General features: G+C 67.4%; 17 protein-coding genes and 1 riboswitch. Of the genes, 6 read left to right on the plus strand and 11 right to left on the minus strand.

Annotation, left to right across the window (positions count from 1 at the left end; translation table 11 throughout):
• Window positions 1-502 precede the first annotated feature (502 nt).
• A complete protein-coding gene (locus J7I98_RS28105; RefSeq protein ID WP_251021271.1) occupies window positions 503-1,219 on the plus strand; it encodes an XRE family transcriptional regulator in 717 nt (238 codons plus the stop codon).
• A 2-nt stretch (window positions 1,220-1,221) separates the two neighbouring features.
• Window positions 1,222-1,695, plus strand: coding sequence for an NUDIX domain-containing protein (locus tag J7I98_RS28110; RefSeq protein WP_214927819.1), 474 nt, complete (start codon window positions 1,222-1,224; stop codon window positions 1,693-1,695).
• Here J7I98_RS28110 and J7I98_RS28115 read toward each other — a convergent pair.
• The 8 genes from J7I98_RS28115 to J7I98_RS41385 all read right to left on the minus strand — a co-directional run bounded on the left by J7I98_RS28115 (window position 1,683) and on the right by J7I98_RS41385 (window position 8,322).
• On the minus strand, window positions 1,683-2,255 hold the full coding sequence (locus J7I98_RS28115; protein ID WP_214927820.1) for an HD domain-containing protein: 573 nt from the start codon (window positions 2,253-2,255) through the stop codon (window positions 1,683-1,685). The genes J7I98_RS28110 and J7I98_RS28115 overlap by 13 nt on opposite strands.
• Window positions 2,252-2,719, minus strand: a complete 468-nt coding sequence (locus J7I98_RS28120) for a GntR family transcriptional regulator (RefSeq protein WP_214927821.1) — start codon at window positions 2,717-2,719, stop codon at window positions 2,252-2,254. Before J7I98_RS28120 ends, J7I98_RS28115 begins: the two co-directional genes overlap by 4 nt.
• Before the next feature lie 831 nt (window positions 2,720-3,550).
• Window positions 3,551-3,829, minus strand: a complete 279-nt coding sequence (locus tag J7I98_RS28125) for a hypothetical protein (RefSeq protein WP_214927822.1) — start codon at window positions 3,827-3,829, stop codon at window positions 3,551-3,553.
• A 183-nt stretch (window positions 3,830-4,012) separates the two neighbouring features.
• Window positions 4,013-4,570 (minus strand): helix-turn-helix domain-containing protein, encoded by a 558-nt coding sequence (locus tag J7I98_RS28130; protein ID WP_214927823.1) that lies wholly within the window; start codon window positions 4,568-4,570, stop codon window positions 4,013-4,015.
• Complete coding sequence (locus J7I98_RS28135) at window positions 4,567-4,917, minus strand: type II toxin-antitoxin system RelE/ParE family toxin (RefSeq protein WP_214927824.1); 351 nt, start codon at window positions 4,915-4,917, stop codon at window positions 4,567-4,569. The genes J7I98_RS28130 and J7I98_RS28135 overlap by 4 nt, the downstream gene beginning before the upstream one ends.
• Before the next feature lie 1,155 nt (window positions 4,918-6,072).
• Entirely contained in the window at window positions 6,073-7,011 is a 939-nt protein-coding gene (locus J7I98_RS28140; protein WP_214927825.1) for a hypothetical protein, read from the minus strand.
• A 730-nt stretch (window positions 7,012-7,741) separates the two neighbouring features.
• Entirely contained in the window at window positions 7,742-7,954 is a 213-nt protein-coding gene (locus J7I98_RS28145; RefSeq protein ID WP_214927826.1) for a hypothetical protein, read from the minus strand.
• Window positions 7,955-7,980: 26 nt separating this feature from the next.
• Window positions 7,981-8,322 carry a DUF6233 domain-containing protein gene (locus J7I98_RS41385; protein ID WP_308377964.1) on the minus strand — a complete coding sequence of 114 codons (342 nt, stop codon included), beginning with the start codon at window positions 8,320-8,322 and terminating at the stop codon, window positions 7,981-7,983.
• A 220-nt stretch (window positions 8,323-8,542) separates the two neighbouring features.
• Between J7I98_RS41385 and rlmN the strand changes: the two genes are divergently transcribed.
• From rlmN to J7I98_RS28165, 4 genes are all read left to right on the plus strand, one after another.
• Complete coding sequence (gene rlmN / locus J7I98_RS28150; RefSeq protein ID WP_214927827.1) at window positions 8,543-9,649, plus strand: 23S rRNA (adenine(2503)-C(2))-methyltransferase RlmN; 1,107 nt, start codon at window positions 8,543-8,545, stop codon at window positions 9,647-9,649.
• Between the two features lie 32 nt (window positions 9,650-9,681).
• Window positions 9,682-9,803, plus strand: a riboswitch (TPP riboswitch).
• 67 nt (window positions 9,804-9,870) lie between these two features.
• Complete coding sequence (locus J7I98_RS28155; protein WP_214927828.1) at window positions 9,871-10,962, plus strand: thiamine ABC transporter substrate binding subunit; 1,092 nt, start codon at window positions 9,871-9,873, stop codon at window positions 10,960-10,962.
• A 38-nt stretch (window positions 10,963-11,000) separates the two neighbouring features.
• Entirely contained in the window at window positions 11,001-12,614 is a 1,614-nt protein-coding gene (locus tag J7I98_RS28160; RefSeq protein WP_214927870.1) for an iron ABC transporter permease, read from the plus strand.
• Window positions 12,614-13,675 carry an ABC transporter ATP-binding protein gene (locus J7I98_RS28165; protein WP_214927829.1) on the plus strand — a complete coding sequence of 354 codons (1,062 nt, stop codon included), beginning with the start codon at window positions 12,614-12,616 and terminating at the stop codon, window positions 13,673-13,675. Before J7I98_RS28160 ends, J7I98_RS28165 begins: the two co-directional genes overlap by 1 nt.
• 754 nt (window positions 13,676-14,429) lie before the next feature.
• Here J7I98_RS28165 and J7I98_RS28170 read toward each other — a convergent pair.
• The 3 genes from J7I98_RS28170 to J7I98_RS28180 all read right to left on the minus strand — a co-directional run bounded on the left by J7I98_RS28170 (window position 14,430) and on the right by J7I98_RS28180 (window position 17,609).
• Window positions 14,430-15,566, minus strand: coding sequence for an LOG family protein (locus tag J7I98_RS28170; protein ID WP_308377965.1), 1,137 nt, complete (start codon window positions 15,564-15,566; stop codon window positions 14,430-14,432).
• A gap of 175 nt (window positions 15,567-15,741) precedes the next feature.
• Window positions 15,742-16,899, minus strand: coding sequence for a hypothetical protein (locus J7I98_RS28175; RefSeq protein WP_214927830.1), 1,158 nt, complete (start codon window positions 16,897-16,899; stop codon window positions 15,742-15,744).
• Window positions 16,881-17,609, minus strand: a complete 729-nt coding sequence (locus J7I98_RS28180) for an ABC transporter ATP-binding protein (RefSeq protein WP_214927831.1) — start codon at window positions 17,607-17,609, stop codon at window positions 16,881-16,883. Before J7I98_RS28180 ends, J7I98_RS28175 begins: the two co-directional genes overlap by 19 nt.
• Window positions 17,610-17,738 lie beyond the last annotated feature (129 nt).

The raw sequence follows: 17,738 nt of genomic DNA on the forward strand, positions 1-17,738 counted from the left end.
AGCCTCGCTGTATCGGGGCGCCCTATTCGCACTGCTCGGCGCCAGCAGAACGACCGCAAGCCGACCGGACCCCTCACGGGGCTCCAGCACCGGCATCAACCACGGCCGTCGACGGTCATCACCCGGCCGCCGCGGGGACGGGGAGCCACCCCCGTCGAATCCATTCGTCCACTGTTCAGTTCTCAAGGAACAAGCCCTCCCAGCCCGTCGGCGAGCGACAGCGTCGCCTTCCCGGTTCTTCCGGCTGGTGCAGGCACCGTGTGATGCAGTACCTCTATTACAGGTACTGCATCGACTTGCGTCAAGTAGCACGGCCGAACTTCGTGGCTTCTAGCCGGGGACTTCCTGGCGCACCATCAGAATCAGTGCAGGTGGGGGGCGTTGGTTACCCCATCCATGGACAGCTCAGGTTGATCTGGCTACCGTCAAGAGCTCCCTAGACGTCCCATCGGGGGTGGAGATGTCCAACGAGCGTTTGCGTTCAGCTCTCTTGGCACAGGGCATGACGGTGCAAGATCTCGCTGACTCGATCGAGGTGAACCCGAAGACAGTCGAGCGCTGGATCACGCAGGGCAAGGTGCCGTACCGGCGCCATCAGTACGCCACTGCGGCGCTGCTCAAGGTCGACGTGACCACGCTGTGGAGCGATTCCCGTGCCGTCGACAGCGCCACGGACCTGAGCAAGGCGGAGATCGTCACCATCTATCCGCACCGTCACATGGTGCCTGCGGGCCTGTGGCGCGAGCTGTACGCGCGTGCAGAAAGGCACCTCGACGTTCTCGTCTACTCCGGACTATGGCTGTCCGAGGACCCGCTGTTCCACGACCTCCTCAAGGCGAAGGTGGAGCGGAACACCCAGGTGCGCATCCTCCTGGGAGACCCCGATTGCCCTGCGGTTAAGCAGCGAGGCATCGACGAAGGGCACCGAATCATGGACGGGAAGATTCGCAACGCCTTGATGAACTACCGCCCGCTCTTCGCGAGCCACCCGGACATCGGCTTCCGGCTGCACGATGCCACGCTCTACAACTCCCTTTTCCGGGCAGATGACGAGATGTTGGTGAACACCCACGTCTACGGCATCGGCGCCTACATGGCCCCGGTGTTCCATCTGCGACGTCTCCCCGGCGGGGGGCTGTTCGACACGTACGCGAATAGCATCGAGCAGACCTGGGGCGGAGCACGCCAGGTGACAGATCACGACATCAAGGGAGCCTGAACATGGGACGCATCGACTACCTTCACGACCCCGACGCTCCGCCGGCCAATTCCGTCGTGCCGTCCGTTGTGGCGTTCGTGCAGAACGACGCGGGACAAGTGCTGATGATCAAGCGCTCCGACAACGGCCGGTGGGCACTGCCGGGAGGTGGCCATGATGTTGGCGAGTCCATCAGCGACACCGTGATTCGCGAGGTCTGGGAAGAGACCGGGATCAAGGCGGAAGTCATCGACATGTCGGGGATCTACACCGACCCCGGCCACGTGATGCTGTACGACGACGGCGAGGCCCGGCAGCAGTTCAGCATCTGCTTTCGCGCGCGACCGGTCGGTGGTGATGTTCGTACTAGTGACGAGACGACACAGGTCCGCTGGGTCGACCCAGCGGACCTGCCAGAGTTCGACATCCACCCGACCATGCGACTCAGGATTGAGCACGCGATGGACGGGACGCGGACGGTGCCCTACATCGGTTGACGCTGGGCGGTAGCGAGCCGTTCGAGGACCCGTGCCGTGCTCGCCAGAATCTCAGGTTCGGCGCGACGGATGAACGTGCCGATCAGGCTGTCCGGCCCGTAACGCCCGGTGATCTCGTTCACCCGGTCCACCGGATTCGTAGGGTTGCCATCCGGCGTGGTGTTCATGTCGCAGTAGCAGAGCGCGTCATTCAGATGAGAGTGCTCCCTGGGGAACTCGTCCTCCAGCTCCTCGCGCAGTCCGCGCGCCTCCGCTTCCATCCAGGCACACGAGTGGTGCGCCACGAGTCGTACGACGCGCTCGTCAGCGTGGACCGTGTCTCGGAGGTGCCGCGCGCCATCCAGCGGGTGAAAGCCGGTCTTGGCGAGGTCCGGCGAGTAGCCGATGTCATGGAGCACTGCGGCAGCCTCCATCAGCTCGGCGTCCGCGCCGAGGATCGGGGCGAGAGTTCGGGCTCGCTCCGCTACCCCCAGCGAGTGCTTCCACCTACGGGGGAGCGGCTTAGCCAGCAGCGACTCAGCGAGGGGGTAGGCCCACTCGGTCAAGCTCGTGGTGCTCACGGCTGTGAACGCTCCTCTTGGTTCGGCAGGGCCCGGACGGTCCGCACCTTCCCTTGGCCTCCCTCTGACAGGAGTCCGGCGACCTCCAGCTTGTCCAAGGCCTTGGCCACCGTGGGCCGTGATACCCCGAACCGTGTCGACAGCGCGGACGCACTGGGGAACGCTTCCCCCACTTTTAGTCCGTCATCCGTGATCACATCGGCGATGCGGTCGGCCAGTGGCCGGCGGTCTGCGTGCTTCCCTTCCCTGAGCACCCTCCAGCGGCCACCGGGTACCGGTTCCGCGACCCCTTCTTCCCGCAGCACGCCGAAGGCTCGGAGTACGACGCCACGGGACACCCCATGGGCGTCCATCAGGTCCGCCAGCTTCGGAAGCTCCGTCATCTCGGGGTTGGACCGAATTTGAATCTTCACCGCCTCAGCGATTTGCAAGAAGGTCCCCCGAGGGCTGGTCTGTTGTGACACTCGCTCTCCCTCTCCATCCACCCGTCGTCTGTCTCAAGCCTTGCACGCTGTGCCTGCTAGGCCGCTGCCCCCGCCAGACCAGCATGTAGCCAATTCTCAGCTCATGGGCCATTCGTTGGCCAGGATGCCTCTAGGGAGCTCGGGCCGACTCAGGCGCAGGTCAGGGTGCTGCGTCAACCGAAACGGCAACGTTCCTGAGGACCGTCCCAGTCCGAGCGCGGTAGAAGTTGCCCTACTTCATCAAGTAGCTCGCTTCGCTCGCTGCCCGACCAGGTTCGGGCAGCGAGCCGATCCAGGGCCAGCCCAAGCGCCGCACCGCAGCCCAGGTCATGGGATGGCGTTCTCCGCCCGTGCGACCGGCTGGCTCCCGGAAGGCAGCACCAGCACCAGGCCGACCAGCACCGGGGTACCGCGGTGGAGCTCGGGAGAACACCACAGTTGACGCTTGAGGCGTCTGCTTTCCCGGCCTCCTGAACAGCGATGCTGTCTGATGCAGGGATCAGAGGTGCCGCGCACAGCGCGGCGGCGCCGGCCGGACGCCGGCACCGCTGCCCCTCCATGCCTACGTCACCGGGGCTGCGGCGCCGTCGCCCGCCCGCGCCCACAAGGGGCGAAAGACCAGGCCGGGGGTGGGGACGGTCGGCTCCACGGCTTTACCTACCTCCCCGGTTCGGGTCCCGCGTCGAGCAAGACCAGGGGGCCACTCGGACACATTGCGGGCAGGGGTAAAGCCTGCCCGAGTAGCTGACAAGCGTACGGCCCCCTGATCATGCTCGACCCCAAACCGGGCAGGACACCGGCCAAAGCCGTGCAGCCAACCTCAGCCGCCGATCACGTGCTCAGAAGTAGGTCCAAGGAAGCCGACACCTGCTTACCACCTTGGCGCTTCAACAAGCCGAGCGTGAAGTTAGGCAGTCCGATGCGATTGGCAAGATCATAAGTGTGCTGACGCAGGTAGGGATAGACGGCCATTGAAGCTACCTCATTGCCGAGAGCATTGAGTACAGCTTCACCGACTTCCCCCTCACCGGAAATGGAGAAATGGGCTACGACGGCGACCTTAATATCAGCCACCGTTACTCTGCTCGCAGATTGCAGCTCGGTCTTCATTGTAAATCTATAATCGACGCGATTTCGCCCAGGCGACATCTCGGAGTCAAGCGAGACGTTGATTACAGAGGGTGCGCCACCAGACCGCCTAACCGCATGGCACTCCTGGGCGATCACGCTAACCAAATCAGACCGCTCGATTAGACTGATCAAATCTTGCCTGAGCACTGAAGCTTCTGCCATTTAGACGACCTCGGAATTCTTCAGAGGGACGAAATCGGATGGCAGTGATTCCTTGTCCACCACATGCATACGCCCCTCGAACTTATACTCCGGACGCTCGGCACCAACGGGCTGAATGCTCATCTCTACCAAAAGGTCATGGTCGGGGCCACCGAGGATGTGAATCGATGCCAATTCCTCTGAGCCTGCGACCGACTCGCTCTGGTCAGTCGCGGTACGCTCAGCCTCCGCCAGCTCAACGGCAGCCACCGCGACCTCACGCCCCTCAGTGGCAGCGCGTCTGGGCTCTCCAGCGTCCACCAAACGGACGTCCAATTCGTAACCCAGCGCATTAAGATACTCCGCGAGAGTCTTAATGCGCAGGTTCCCATCCCCATGCAAGGTTTGGCTGACAGCAGATTTGCGGATCCTCAGAATATCGGCCAGCGCACTCTGAGTTACCCCTGAGGCATCCAGGGCGATATGAAGCTTGCGCAGAACTTCATGGCGGAGGCGGGCGGACGCCAAGTGCCGGGCACCGCTATCCGACTTGGCCATTCTTTCATACAGGGAGCTCATGACGCCAAATCCTCTCTGCGAATTCGCAATGCCCAATTGATCTCTTTGTGAGGCGTAAAGATCTGCCGCTTGAAGAAGCCATGCGTGACCCTGAGGGTACGAGACTTCTTCTCCTCCAGGTAAAAGAAAGGAATCCGATCCTGCGTCGCCTTAAACTCCCAAAGCCCGTCTCGTAGTTCATTTAATTCGCGCGGAACTTCCAATTCACCCCGCCGCGCGAACGCTTCGAAGCGGATCAGGATCGTTGCCAGTCGATCTTGATCCGCATCTTTCTTGGACGAGAGCAACGCATTGAGATACTCGTCCACAGGACTGTGGCCGTCTGCGACCCTGGCGGCTTCGATCACGTGACGCACCCCCCGCTCGTAAACGATCCTGTTGCAGTCAGGACAGCGCTCAGCAGACAGTTCAGTCAAGACTGTACCCCCCGAGTCCACAAGCTAATAGCGCAATTCATGATCAAATGTCTGTTTTGCGGAACTGTGACACTGTCTGGGAGCCGGGCTCAGGCCAACCACCCCTTGGCACCAGTGCCAGACGACTGTAGGGGCGTTGCCTCGAGGATCGTCAGGGTGTTACAGGCGTTGCTGCAGAAATTCCGCCAGATGGGTGACCTTAGGTCCTCGCTCCTCGGGACGCGCTTCGCGGCCACCACGGTGGCAGTCCTCCCGGAACGCGACGACGCCCAGTAAGGCAGCCGGGCACTCGGCAGCCACCTGCCGATGCGGGACCCACGTTGAATGCGTGTGGAAAAGTGCTGAAACCTAGTAGGGTCGACAGCGCCTTTGTGCAGGTCACACAACTACGGCCACGTGAACGTCCAGGCGCCTTCTTAGGCGCTTGGCCTCAGCTTCGAGTGCGCAGCGGCGAGCTCTGCTAGCGCTGCTTGGCGCCGGCCGGGGTACAGCAACGAAGTACACCAACCTCGCCGACCGTCCACGGGCGCCACCGAACACCAAAGCCCGGTTGATCTGGCTGTGAGACCTCAGCGACCAGCGCGCCCGTAGTTCGCATTGAGGGGGTCGTGGCGCCTGCGCCGCCCAAGGTGGCCAACCTCTGGCCAGGAAGACCGGCGTTGCGGGCGACGCGGCTCGTTTGTCGAGGTCAGTGCATTGTCGAGGCGGTAGGTGGACTGGTCTTGAGGACCGCCCCAGTCTGCGCGGTAGAACTTTCCCTACTTCATCAAGGCGGCTCGCTCCGCTCGCCGCGCGCTCCCCGGCTCCCCGCCGGGGACCACGCTCCTGTCTCCGCCCCGCTCCGTCCCTGGCTGCGCCGGTCGCGCGGCTGGAGCGAGGCGACTTGGCCAGGGCGAAAACGGCCAGCACTGGGGCGGTCGGCTCCGCGGCTTTAGGTAGCCCAAAGCCGCTACACCGACCTCACGCAAAGTCAGTGTCGGCCGATTAGCCACGCCAAGAGATCACGTCTACTTCCGCTCCATTCGCGTGCCTGTTTCATCAGTTCGAGCCACTAGATGACGTGCCGAACGCACTACTCGGTGAGTCTCAGCGGGCCGCTGGCTGGGGAATTGCCCCGGCCTGGCGGGGATGCGGTGATTGAATCAGCAAGTCTCTGAGGAGGCTCTGGTCATGCGCGTTCAGGCTGGCCTGGAATCTCTCGAAGTCGGCTCGCCGGACCCGCGCGGCGAAGGCGACGAGGTTGACGTAGCGGTTCACCAAGTGCGGGCTGTCCTGGGATAGCTGGGAGAATCGCGGAAGGAGATCTCGGCCCACTCGATGCGCCTGAGCTAGAACGCCCGAAGGGGACATTTCAGGAGCCATTTCCTTGCCGACAGCGAGTCGGGCTATCGCGCCGAGTGAGGCATCCAAACTTCCGGAACAGAGATACCCGATCTGATCGCACGTGTATTCCGACGCCCGATAGTAGGGCCGGATCCAGGGATTGATGAAGCGTGTCCACTTCATGTAGTCGAGAATGATCACGGCGACGGCCAGTCGCTGGTGCCGGGCCTTGAGGGAACCGATGAAGCCCCCGAGGACGAAGCGCAGGGGCTTCGGCCCCTCCTCCTGAAGGTCGGCCGCAATTGACCCCTCGATGAGGAGTACACGGGTCCCCAGCAGGTTAGTCATCGCCACCTTGCCCTCGACCTCGTCGGCCACGTAGACGTCGACAGTGCGGTGATAGTCAAGTTTTCGTTGGAGTCCGGCGAGCTCGGCATGCAGTGCCGGAAAGCTTTCCGGTGTCACCTTGATTGCCCGACCGAGAAGACGGGCTTTCCCAAGGCGGAGGTGGAACCAGTAGGCACCGACAAAGAGGAGAATGGCGAGGACGTATAGGGGGAACTGTGTCATGATGGCGACCATCAGAGGAACGATGATCGCCATACAGCACATGGCGAGCGTCAACCTTGAGCGTTCATAGGGGTGCCTGACGGCTGCGGACCGGAGGTCTGGGTCACGATCCGGCGTGTTGGGGAACGTCATGACGCCTCCCTTCTCTCACTTCCATCTTCCACCTCGCGCGCTCCTCCCACCTGTGAGGAGCCGACCGGTCAATTGGTTGAGGCGTATACGACGAACTGCTCCAACGAGTGAAGAAGTTGAACGGTCACGGGCCGTCGGCCCTCACGCGGTCAGGTGCCCCTGGCAGGGCCCACCCGGTCGAACTTCCCAAGCGTGCAGGCCACCCCCTCACTCGCCCTCGGCGTGTTTGGCAGCCAACGCGATCCGAGGTGGCGCGCAAGGGCGATCCGAGCCCAGCACTTCGCTCAGCCTGCCGTCCGTCTCAGTTTCCGTCTCATTCAGCCCCGTTCACGGCCGTTCAGATGAGACCAGGAGCACGGCGCGGTCCGCGTGCCAGCCACTCATGAACGCTGGTGAACGCCCTTGCACGCAGCCCAAAACCCCAGCAACACAGTTGGAAAGCGTGTTGGGGCCCCTACGAGCGTGATCATTACGAGTGCTGAGTAGATCTTGGGGCTGACTCGAGCGGAGGCGCGGGGTCGGCTGTGGCCAACCTCCGGCCAAGAGCACCGGGTTCGGAGGTCTTGAAGCGGTTGCCTCACTGGTCAGGAGGCCGAGAGAGGGGCGGCACGAGCGGTCTTGAAAGCCGTTCCCTCAGAGCGGTGGCCCTGGCCGAGCTGGATCCGGCCGACCGAGGTGATCAGCAGCGCCATGGGTGGCGGTCTCTACGGGGTGCTGCCGGGTGGTCGTGCTAGGTCGCCCCGTACTCGTGCGGACGGCCGCCCTGCCACTCGGTCCACCGAGGGGCGTCCATCACTTCGGCAGCGTCCGGCAGGCCAGCTCGGCGTAGAAACTCGACTACGTCGCTGTCACTGCGGGCGAGGCCCGCGACCTGGCCACGGATCGTCACTCGACGACCGCCTGTTCCGGTCGCACGGTGGATGACGATCGGTGCGTCGCTCATACCCTCAAAGTCCAGCAGCTCGCGATTCAAAGCACTCCGAGCTCTCGGTCTGGTCGGCAGTACGGGCAAGCCGTGATGCCGTCTTCCGTAAGTGCGCGCAGTGCCTGCTCGCGCGTCATCGACTGCGTTCTCTTCCCGCTCATTGCGCAGTCGCCCGTGTGCACCGCGTCGACCTGGGCCCCATGCACTGTGCGCAGTAGCGAGAGCTTCCACTCAGGCGCTGCCGGCGGAAGCGTGCGAGCAGCGCGGACGGTCAAAGCTTCGCGTGCTTCCAGCTCAGCGATCGTCCGGTCCGTTCGTCCTAGCTGGTACGCCTGCCACTCACGCACTATGCGTAGGCGCTGCAGTCGAGAGAGGTTTTCGGACACACATTCGATTCTAGCCCTCGGTGTACGGCCTCGCCCGCTGCTGACCTCTGGTGCGATGGGTCACGGTTGCAGGGGCGTGGCCGGGCCGTCTGTGGGCCGTCGGAGGGCCGCCGATGGCGACCGACAACGACCAATGTTGACCAGCCGGGGGCGAGCTTGGTGCCACCTGAGCAGGCGACGACCGTGAGGACCACAGGCTGTCTGCCACACTGGAAGAACCATGCCTGTACCTGGAGAACTCACTTTCGTCGCGCCGCGCGGAGCCAAGAAGCCCCCGCGGCATCTCGCCGACCTCACGCCCGCCGAGCGCCGCGAGGCCGTGGCTGCGATCGGCGAGAAGCCGTTCCGTGCCAAGCAGCTTTCGCAGCACTACTTCGCGCGGTACGCGCACGACCCCGCGGAGTGGACCGACATTCCCGCCGGTTCGCGCGAGAGGCTCCAGGCGGAGCTGCTGCCCGACCTGATGACCGTGCTGCGGCACATCAGCTGCGACGACGACACGACCCGTAAGACCCTGTGGAAGCTGCACGACGGCACGCTCGTCGAGTCCGTGCTGATGCGCTACCCGGACCGGGTCACCATGTGCATCTCCTCGCAGGCCGGGTGCGGCATGAATTGCCCGTTCTGCGCGACCGGGCAGGCGGGGCTCGACCGCAATCTGTCGACCGCCGAGATCGTGCACCAGATCGTGGACGGCATGCGCGCGCTGCGCGACGGTGAGGTCCCCGGCGGGCCCGCCCGGCTGTCCAACATCGTCTTCATGGGCATGGGCGAGCCGCTCGCCAACTACAAGCGGGTCGTGGGCGCCATCCGGCGGCTGACCGACCCCGAGCCGGACGGACTCGGCCTCTCGCAGCGTGGGATCACCGTGTCCACGGTGGGCCTGGTCCCGGCGATGCAGCGCTTCTCGGACGAGGGCTTCAAGTGCCGCCTCGCCGTGTCGCTGCACGCGCCGGACGACGAGCTGCGCGACACGCTCGTGCCGGTCAATACGCGCTGGAAGGTGCGTGAGGTGCTGGACGCGGCGTGGGAGTACGCCGAGAAGTCCGGCCGCCGGATCTCCATCGAGTACGCGCTGATCCGCGACATCAACGATCAGGCGTGGCGCGGTGACCTGCTCGGCCGCCTCCTCAAGGGCAAGCGTGTGCACGTCAACCTGATCCCGCTCAACCCGACGCCGGGCTCGAAGTGGACCGCCTCCCGTCCCGAGGACGAGAAGGCCTTCGTCGAGGCGATCGCCGCCCATGGCGTGCCCGTGACCGTACGGGACACGCGTGGCCAGGAGATCGACGGAGCGTGCGGGCAGCTGGCAGCTTCGGAGCGGTAGAGGGGCCCGTGTAACGTGGGCCGCACATTTACATATTCCGACAGGGGAGCGCCACAGCGCTGAGAGTGCGGCACGCTTTTCATGAAGCAGCAGCCGCAGACCCTCTGAACCTTGCCCAGGTCATTCTGGGTAGGAAGTTCGGTCACTACTCGAGCTGTTGCGCCCTGCCCATTTTCCGTGGGCAGGGCCGCGTCTCTTCCTGGTTGCCCAGGAGGAATTCAGTGAGCACCACCAAGAAGTTCGCCGTCACCACCCTGGCCGCGGCGCTCGGCGTCTCGACGCTGGCTGCGTGCGGCGGTTCCGGTGACGAGGAGTCGTCCACCGGATCGAAGTCGAAGACCGTCACGCTCGTCAGCCACGACTCGTTCGCCGCCTCCGACGCCGTACTGAAGGCGTTCACCAAGGAGACCGGCTACACCGTCAAGGTCCTCAAGAGCGGGGATGCGGGCGCCGCCCTCAACCAGGAGATCCTGACCAAGGGCTCCCCGCGCGGCGACGTCTTCTTCGGCGTCGACAACACCCTCCTCTCGCGCGCTCTCGACAACGATCTCTTCACGCGGTACGAGGCCAAGGGACTGGACAACGTCCCGGCCGCCCTTCAGCTGGACGGCGACAAGCACCGGGTCACGCCCATCGACACCGGCGACATCTGTGTCAACTATGACAAGAAGTACTTCGCCGACAAGAAGCTCGCGCCGCCGAAGTCCTTCGACGACCTGGCCGAGCCGGCGTACAAGAACCTTCTCGTCACCGAGAACGCCGGGAACTCCTCGCCCGGTCTCGGCTTCCTCCTCGGCACGGTCGCGCAGTACGGCGACGACGGCTGGCAGGGCTACTGGAAGAAGCTGAAGAACAACGGCGTCAAGGTCGTCGACAGCTGGGAGCAGGCGTACAACGAGGAGTTCTCGGGGTCCGCGGGCGGCAAAAAGGCCAAGGCCGACCGGCCGCTCGTCGTCTCGTACGCCTCCAGCCCGCCCGTCGAGGTGCTCTACGCGGAGCCGCAGCCCAAGGAGGCGCCGACCGGCGTCGCGACCGGCACTTGCTTCCGGCAGACCGAGTTCGCCGGCCTGCTGAAGGGCGCCGAGAACGAGGCGGGCGGCAAGGCGCTCATCGACTTCCTCATCGGGAAGAAGTTCCAGGAGGACATGCCGCTGAACATGTTCGTCAACCCGGTGATCAAGGACGCGAAGCTGCCCGAGCTGTTCACAGAGCACGGCGTGGTGATCGACAAGCCGCATACGGTGGCGCCCGACAAGATCGCCGACAACCGTGAGCAGTGGGTCAAGTCGTGGTCCTCGCTCGTCCTGAAGTAGCCACAAGCGTGCGCGGGAGCGCGGTGCGGCTCGGCCTCATGGCTGGTCCCGTCGCGTTCTTCGCACTCTTTTTCGCCTATCCCGTGGTCGCGATCGTCGGTCGCGGGCTCAAGGCGGAAGGCGTCTGGCAGTTCGGCCGGGTCGGCGAGGTGCTCGGCGACCCGGACATTCTGGACGTCCTGTGGTTCACGACGTGGCAGGCGGTGGCGTCGACGGCGCTGACCCTGCTGATCGCCCTCCCGGCGGCGTACGTCTTCGCGCGGCTCGACTTCCCGTGCAAGCAGCTGCTGCGGGCCGTCGTCACCGTGCCCTTCGTGCTGCCGACGGTCGTCGTCGGCACCGCGTTCCTGGCGATGCTGGGGCGGGGCGGGCTGCTCGACGAGCTGTGGGGCGTACGGCTCGACACGACCGTGTGGGCGATCCTCCTCGCGCACGTCTTCTTCAATTACGCGGTGGTCGTACGGACCGTGGGCGGCCTGTGGTCGCAGCTCGACCCGCGCCAGGAGGAGGCGGCGCGGGTGCTCGGCGCCGGGCGGTTCGCGGCCTGGCGGCGGGTGACACTGCCGGCCCTCGTGCCCGCCGTGGCGGCCGCCGCGCTGATGGTTTTCCTCTTCACCTTCACCTCCTTCGGTGTCGTACAGATCCTGGGCGGCCCCGCCTACTCCACCCTTGAGGTGGAGATCTACCGGCAGACCGCGCAGCTGCTCGACCTGCCGACGGCGGCCGTGCTGACGCTGGTGCAGTTGGCGGCCGTGGGTGCGATTCTCGCCGTACACGCGTGGACCGTACGGCGCAGGGAAACCGCCCTGAAGCTGGTCGACCCGGCGCAGACCGCCCGGCGGCCGCGCGGGGCGGGGCAGTGGGCGTTGCTCGGCGGGGTGCTCGCCACGGTGGTGGTGCTGATCCTTCTGCCGCTCGGGGTGCTCGTCGAGCGGTCGCTGGACGGGCCCGACGGCTATGGCTTCACGTACTACCGCGCGCTTCAGTCGGCGGCCGCGAACGGGGGCACCTTCCTCGTGCCGCCGCTGGAAGCGGTGTGGAATTCGCTGCAGTACGCCCTGGTGGCGACCGCCATCGCAGTGGCCGTCGGGGGGCTCGCGGCTGCGGCCTTGACCCGGCGGGCGGGGCGGCTCGTGCGCGGCTTCGACGCGTTGCTGATGCTGCCGCTGGGCGTGTCCGCCGTGACTGTCGGCTTCGGTTTCCTGATCACCCTGAACCGGCCCCCGCTGGATCTGCGTACGTCGTGGATTCTGGTGCCGCTGGCGCAGGCGCTGGTCGGGGTGCCCTTCGTCGTACGGACCATGCTTCCCGTACTCCGGGCGGTCGACAGCAGGCTGCGCGAGGTGGCGGCGGTGCTCGGTGCTTCGCCGCTGCGGGCCTGGCGGGAGGTCGACCTGCCGATGGTGCGGCGGGCGCTGCTTGTGGCGGCCGGGTTCGCTTTCGCCGTGTCGCTGGGCGAGTTCGGGGCGACCGTCTTCATCGCACGGCCCGACAATCCGACGCTGCCGGTGGCCGTGGCGCGGCTGCTCGGGCGGGCAGGGGACCTCAATTACGGTCAGGCGATGGCCCTGAGCACGATTCTGATGGTGGTGTGCGCGGTGTCGCTGCTGGTCCTTGAGCGTATTCGTACTGACCGGTCGGGGGAGTTCTGATGTTGCGGCTCGACGGGGCGACCGTGCGGTTCGGGAAGCGCGCGGTGCTCGACGCGGTGGATCTGGAGGTCGCGGACCACGAGATCGTGTGCGTGCTCGGGCCGAGCGGCAGCGGGAAGTCCACGCTGCTGCGGGTCGTTGCCGGGCTCCAGAGCGCCGACGCCGGCCGGGTACTGCTCGACGGGCGCGACCAGCGCGGAGTGCCGGTGCACCGGCGCGGTGTCGGCCTGATGTTCCAGGACCATCAGCTCTTCCCGCAGCGGGACGTCGGCGGCAATGTCGCCTTCGGGCTGCGGATGCGGGGCGCGGCCAAGGCCGAACAGGTGCGGCGGGTGCAGGAGTTGCTGGAGCTTGTCGGCCTGCCGGGGGCGCAGCGCCGCGCGATCGCCACGCTGTCGGGCGGCGAGCAGCAGCGGGTCGCGCTCGCGCGGGCGCTCGCCCCGCAGCCGAAGCTGCTGATGCTCGACGAGCCGCTCGGCCAGCTCGACCGCGGTCTGCGTGAACGCCTCGTGGTCGAACTGCGCCAGCTCTTCGGGCAGTTGGGTACGACCGTCTTGGCCGTCACCCACGACCAGGGCGAGGCGTTCGCGCTCGCCGACCGGGTGGTGGTGATGTGCGAAGGGCGCATCGCGCAGACCGGCACGCCGCTTGAGGTCTGGCAGCGGCCGGCCTCCGAGTTCGTCGCCCGCTTCCTCGGCTTCGACAATGTCGTCCCCGCGACGATCAGCGGCAAGGCCGCCGACACGGTGTGGGGCAAGGTCCCCGTCCCGGCAGGGGCGGCGCAGGGCGAAAACCGTCTCCTGGTCCGCCCGGCAGGCGTCCGGATGGTGCCGGCCGAGGACGGCCTGCCGTGCACGGTGACGGCCCGTACCTTCCGCGGCAACCATGTCGCCGTACTTCTGCAGCCCGCGAACGCCCCGCAGCTGGAGGCCGAGTGCTCGCTGTGGGACGCACCGGACGAGGGAGCGGAGGTGGGGGTGGCCTTCGCGGCGGAGGACGTCGTGGTGCTGCCGTCGCCGCTGCCGTCCGACCCCGGCGGATCAGGGCCAGTACGGCGGTGATGTCGACCCCGTGGTCGTACAGCCAGATCCCCGCGTTGCTCGTGTACTCCGGGTCGACGCCGGGCCTGCCGTCGCCGGTGTAGCCGACGGTCGAGCCGAGTGCCCAGGCCGTCTTGAGCGTGACGTACGGCAGCAGGGCGGCCGCTCCCAGCAGGCCCGCCCGGGTGCGGCGGCCGATGGCGACGGGCCGGGTGGTGTTGGTGTGGCCGCTGTTGCCGCAGTACGGGCAGACGCCGCGCGCACGCCGCTGGTAGGCGAGTGCCGCCCACGCCCACAGCACGGCGCCGGCCACAGCCACGCCTTGGTTCGCCAGCCCTGCCCAGTCAACCGGGGGCTGGTTACGGGAGAGGAGGGCGAGGAGATAGGTCGGAGCGAGCAGGAAGCCGAAGCCCGACATCAGGCAGAGCGCGACCACCGCCCAGGCGACCCGGGGCGGCCATCGGAGGCCGGGGCGCCGGAGCATGACGTACGCGAGGAGGGCGGTGGCGGCGTAGACCGCGGTCAGCGACCATTCGGCGCCGGTGCCGCGCCCTTTGTGCGCGATCGAGTAGCCGAGGCGTGGGCCGAGCGCGGCGATCGCTGCCCCTGTGGCGTACGCGGCCGACCATGCGAGGGCGGCCCGCCCGGCCCACGCCGGCCAGGTCGCCCGTAAGTTCTTGATTCCCATACGGGGAGCGTGGCGTCGGGGGCGGGTGTGGGGCGTCCGGCCGGGGGACGGTCCCGGTCCGCCGCTCGGGGGAGCGGCGGATCGGCCCTACGGCTGAGCGTGCGGCGGCGCGCTTGTACGACCCGTGAGCCGGGCCAGTGCCGCCGGTGCCTCTTCGACCGTGTCGACCAGGGCGATGCGGGACTCCATCGAGCGGGACTTCGCCAGGGACTGGAGCAGCGGCCAGGTGGGCAGGTGCTCGGTCCAGTGGGTGCGGTTGACCAGGACCATGGGGGTCGGTTCGCCGCGCGACTCGTAGTAGTTCGGGGTCGCGTTGTCGAAGATCTCCTGGACCGTGCCGGCCGCGCCGGGCAGGAAGATGACGCCCGCGTTGCAGCGTGCGAGCAGGCCGTCCTCGCGGGTGGCGTTGGCGAAGTACTTCGCGATGTGGCCCGCGAAGGCGTTCGGCGGCTCGTGGCCGTAGAACCAGGTGGGGATGCCGATGGAGTCGCCGCCGGAGGGCCAGCGGTCGCGGAGTTCGAAGGCGGCGCGGGCCCAGTCGGAGATCGACGGGGTGAAGGACGGGGTCTTGGCGAGGAGGGCCAGGGCGTCGTCCAGTGCGGTGTCGTCCGGGAAGGGGGACATGTACGCGCCGAGGTTGGCGGCCTCCATCGCGCCGGGGCCGCCTCCGGTGGCCACGGTCAGGCCCTCGCGCGCGAGCGTGCGGCCGAGGTGGGCGGCGCCGGCGTAGGCGTCCGTGCCCCGCGCCATGGCGTGGCCGCCCATGACGCCGACCACCCGGGCGCCGGCGAGGCGCTCGTCGAGGGCGTCGGAGACCGCGTCGTCGTGGATGGAGCGCAGCATCGAGGCGAATATGTCGCCGTCGGCCTTGGTGCGCTGGAACCAGGCGTACGCGAGGGCGTCCGGCGTGGCTTCGTAGCTGTCGGCCAGGTTCTCGAAGAGGTCGTCGGGGGTGTAGAGATGCCCCCGGTACGGGTTGAACGGCAGGCCGGGGACGGGCGGGAAGACGAGGGCGCCGTCCGCGCGTACCTTTGCCGCGCCGTCGGGGTGCATGGGGCAGCCGAGGAATATCGCGCCGGATGTGGCGACCGCGAGGAGCGCGGACGTACGGGCCGTCAGATCGACGGACTGGACGCGGTAGCCGTCGAGCGAGCCGCGCGAAACGGCTTCGTCGAACTCGGCGATGGTTTCGATCTCGTAGTCATGGTCCGTGAGTTGAGGCACCCGCAGATGCTAGGCCCTGGCCGGGGAGGCATCGGGGGAGGGGGTGCGTGGCGGTGGATTTTCCCCTGCCCGCCCCTTCTCCCTTGTGCGGTTGCGGCTCCGCCGCGCGACGCACGAGGCCGCTGGGGCCCCTGGGCGCCAGGAGGAAGCACCGGGGGACTTCGGGGCACTCGTGTCAGGGCTTCAAAGGCAGTGCCGCCAGCTCTGCCACCGCCCACGTCAGCGGGGCGAACGTCGTCAGTAGTGCCGCCGCTCTCAGGGCCGCCGCCGCGCGTAGCGCCTGTGTGGGGGCGCCCAGGCGTACCAGGGCCTTCGTGGTTTCCGTACGGGCGTGTTTCGACTCCAGCGTCGCCGTCAGCAGCGTTGCCACCGTGCAGCCCAGCACCAGGGTCGCGCCCAGGCCCGTCAGCGGGCCGACGGGGTGCGGGGTGGCGCCGGCGTCGTACAGGGTGGCTGCGGCGATCGCGGCCGACGCCACCGCGCAGACCACGCCCAGCGGGCGGCCGATGCGGTGGGATTCGTCCATCAGGACCCGGCCCGCCAGCAGGCGTACGGCCCCGGGGCGTACCGACTGGAGTACGCGGCCGCAGAGGTACGTCAGGCCGGGGCCGGCCAGGGCCAGGCCCAGCGCGGTGAGGGCCCAGCCCACCAGGACGCCCGCCGGGAGGACGTCGATCCGGCCCGGCAGCGCGAGCGGAGCGTCGGGCGTGCCTTCGCTCGTGTACGCCTCCACCGCCAGGCCCGCCGCCGTGAGCGCCGCACCCCAGGGCAGGCCCGTGTGCACCGGATGCGCGGGGGCCGGTTCGTCGGACGGCTTGGCGGGGCGGGGGCGCAGGGCCATGGAGCTCGCGGTCGCCGCCGCCACCGGTACCACGCAGAGCAGGGTGAGCGCGGCGGCCAGCGGCAGTGGCTGGTGCGCGGCCAGCAGCCCGGCCGCGGCACCGTCGAAGGGCAGGCCGCTGAGGTCGCCGCGCAGGTGGAGGAAGAAGAGCAGGGCCAGTGAGCTGCCCAGGGTGCACGAGACGGCCGTGGACACGGCGGCGAGCGCCGCGAGCTGCACCGGACCGAGGCCGACGGCGGAGAGCCCGGCCCGCCGCGGACCGGCGCTGGGGTCGGTCCTGGCCACCGCCACCGCGAACTGCACCGTTGCCGTGACCGGGGCCAGGCACCAGAGCAGGCGCAGCAGGGAGCCGGTGGAGTGCGCCGGGTGTCCGACGGCGTACCCCAGCGTGCACAGGAGGAGGAAACCTACGCCGGCCGACGCAGCCGCGACCAGCAGGCGGCGCAGCAGGACGATCGGGTGGCTACCGCGGGCTAGACGGAGAGCGAGCACGCGGCCCGGCCTTCCACACCATCCGCCTGCACAGAGTTGACGCGGCGGCCGTCGAGCAGCGAGACCGTACGGTCCGCGAGCGTCGCCACCTCCGCGTCGTGCGTCGCGAGGAGGACCGTGATCCTGTGCGACCGGGCGGCGGCGGTGAGCGTACGCAGGACCTGCGCACGGTCGGTCTGGTGCAGCGGCGCCGTCGGCTCGTCCGCGAAGATCACCGAGGGCGTGGTCACGAGGGCGCGGGCGACGGCGACGCGCTGACGCTGGGACTGCAGGAGGTCCGCCGGACGCTTCCGGGCGATCATGGCGATGTCGAGCCGCTCCAGCCATTCCATGGCGGCCTTCTTCGCGGCGCGGTGCGAGGCGCCGTGCAGGAGAAGGGGGAGGGCCGCGTTTTCCCAGGCGTTCAGTTCCGGTACGAGCCGGGGTTCGGAGTCGATCCAGCCGAACCGGTCGCGGCGCAGCCGCTCACGTACCACCGGCCCCATGGTGTGCACGGGTGTGCTGTTGAACCACACCTCGCCCTGCTGTGGGACCAGCTGACCGGAGAGGCACCGCAGCAGAGTCGTTTTGCCGCTTGCCCGCGGGCCGTTGACGGCGAGGATCTCGCCCTCGCGCACACCGAGCGACACGCCCGTGAGGGCAGGGGAGCCGCTGTGGGAGTAGTGCAGGGACCGTGCCCAGAGCACATCGTTGTCCGGCGGGGCCACCATGGCGTACACCTCACGTCTTGAGTGTCACAGCACGTCTTGCAGTGTCACAGCAGATATCCCGTCCCCCGTACGGGGGAACGAAGACGGGGCCGATCGGTCACTGCACCGTAAGGATTCGAGGCGTGGTGG

It is taken from the genome of Streptomyces sp. ISL-98 (assembly GCF_018614055.1).
In the GTDB taxonomy this organism is placed as follows: Bacteria; Actinomycetota; Actinomycetes; order Streptomycetales; family Streptomycetaceae; genus Streptomyces; species Streptomyces spiramyceticus.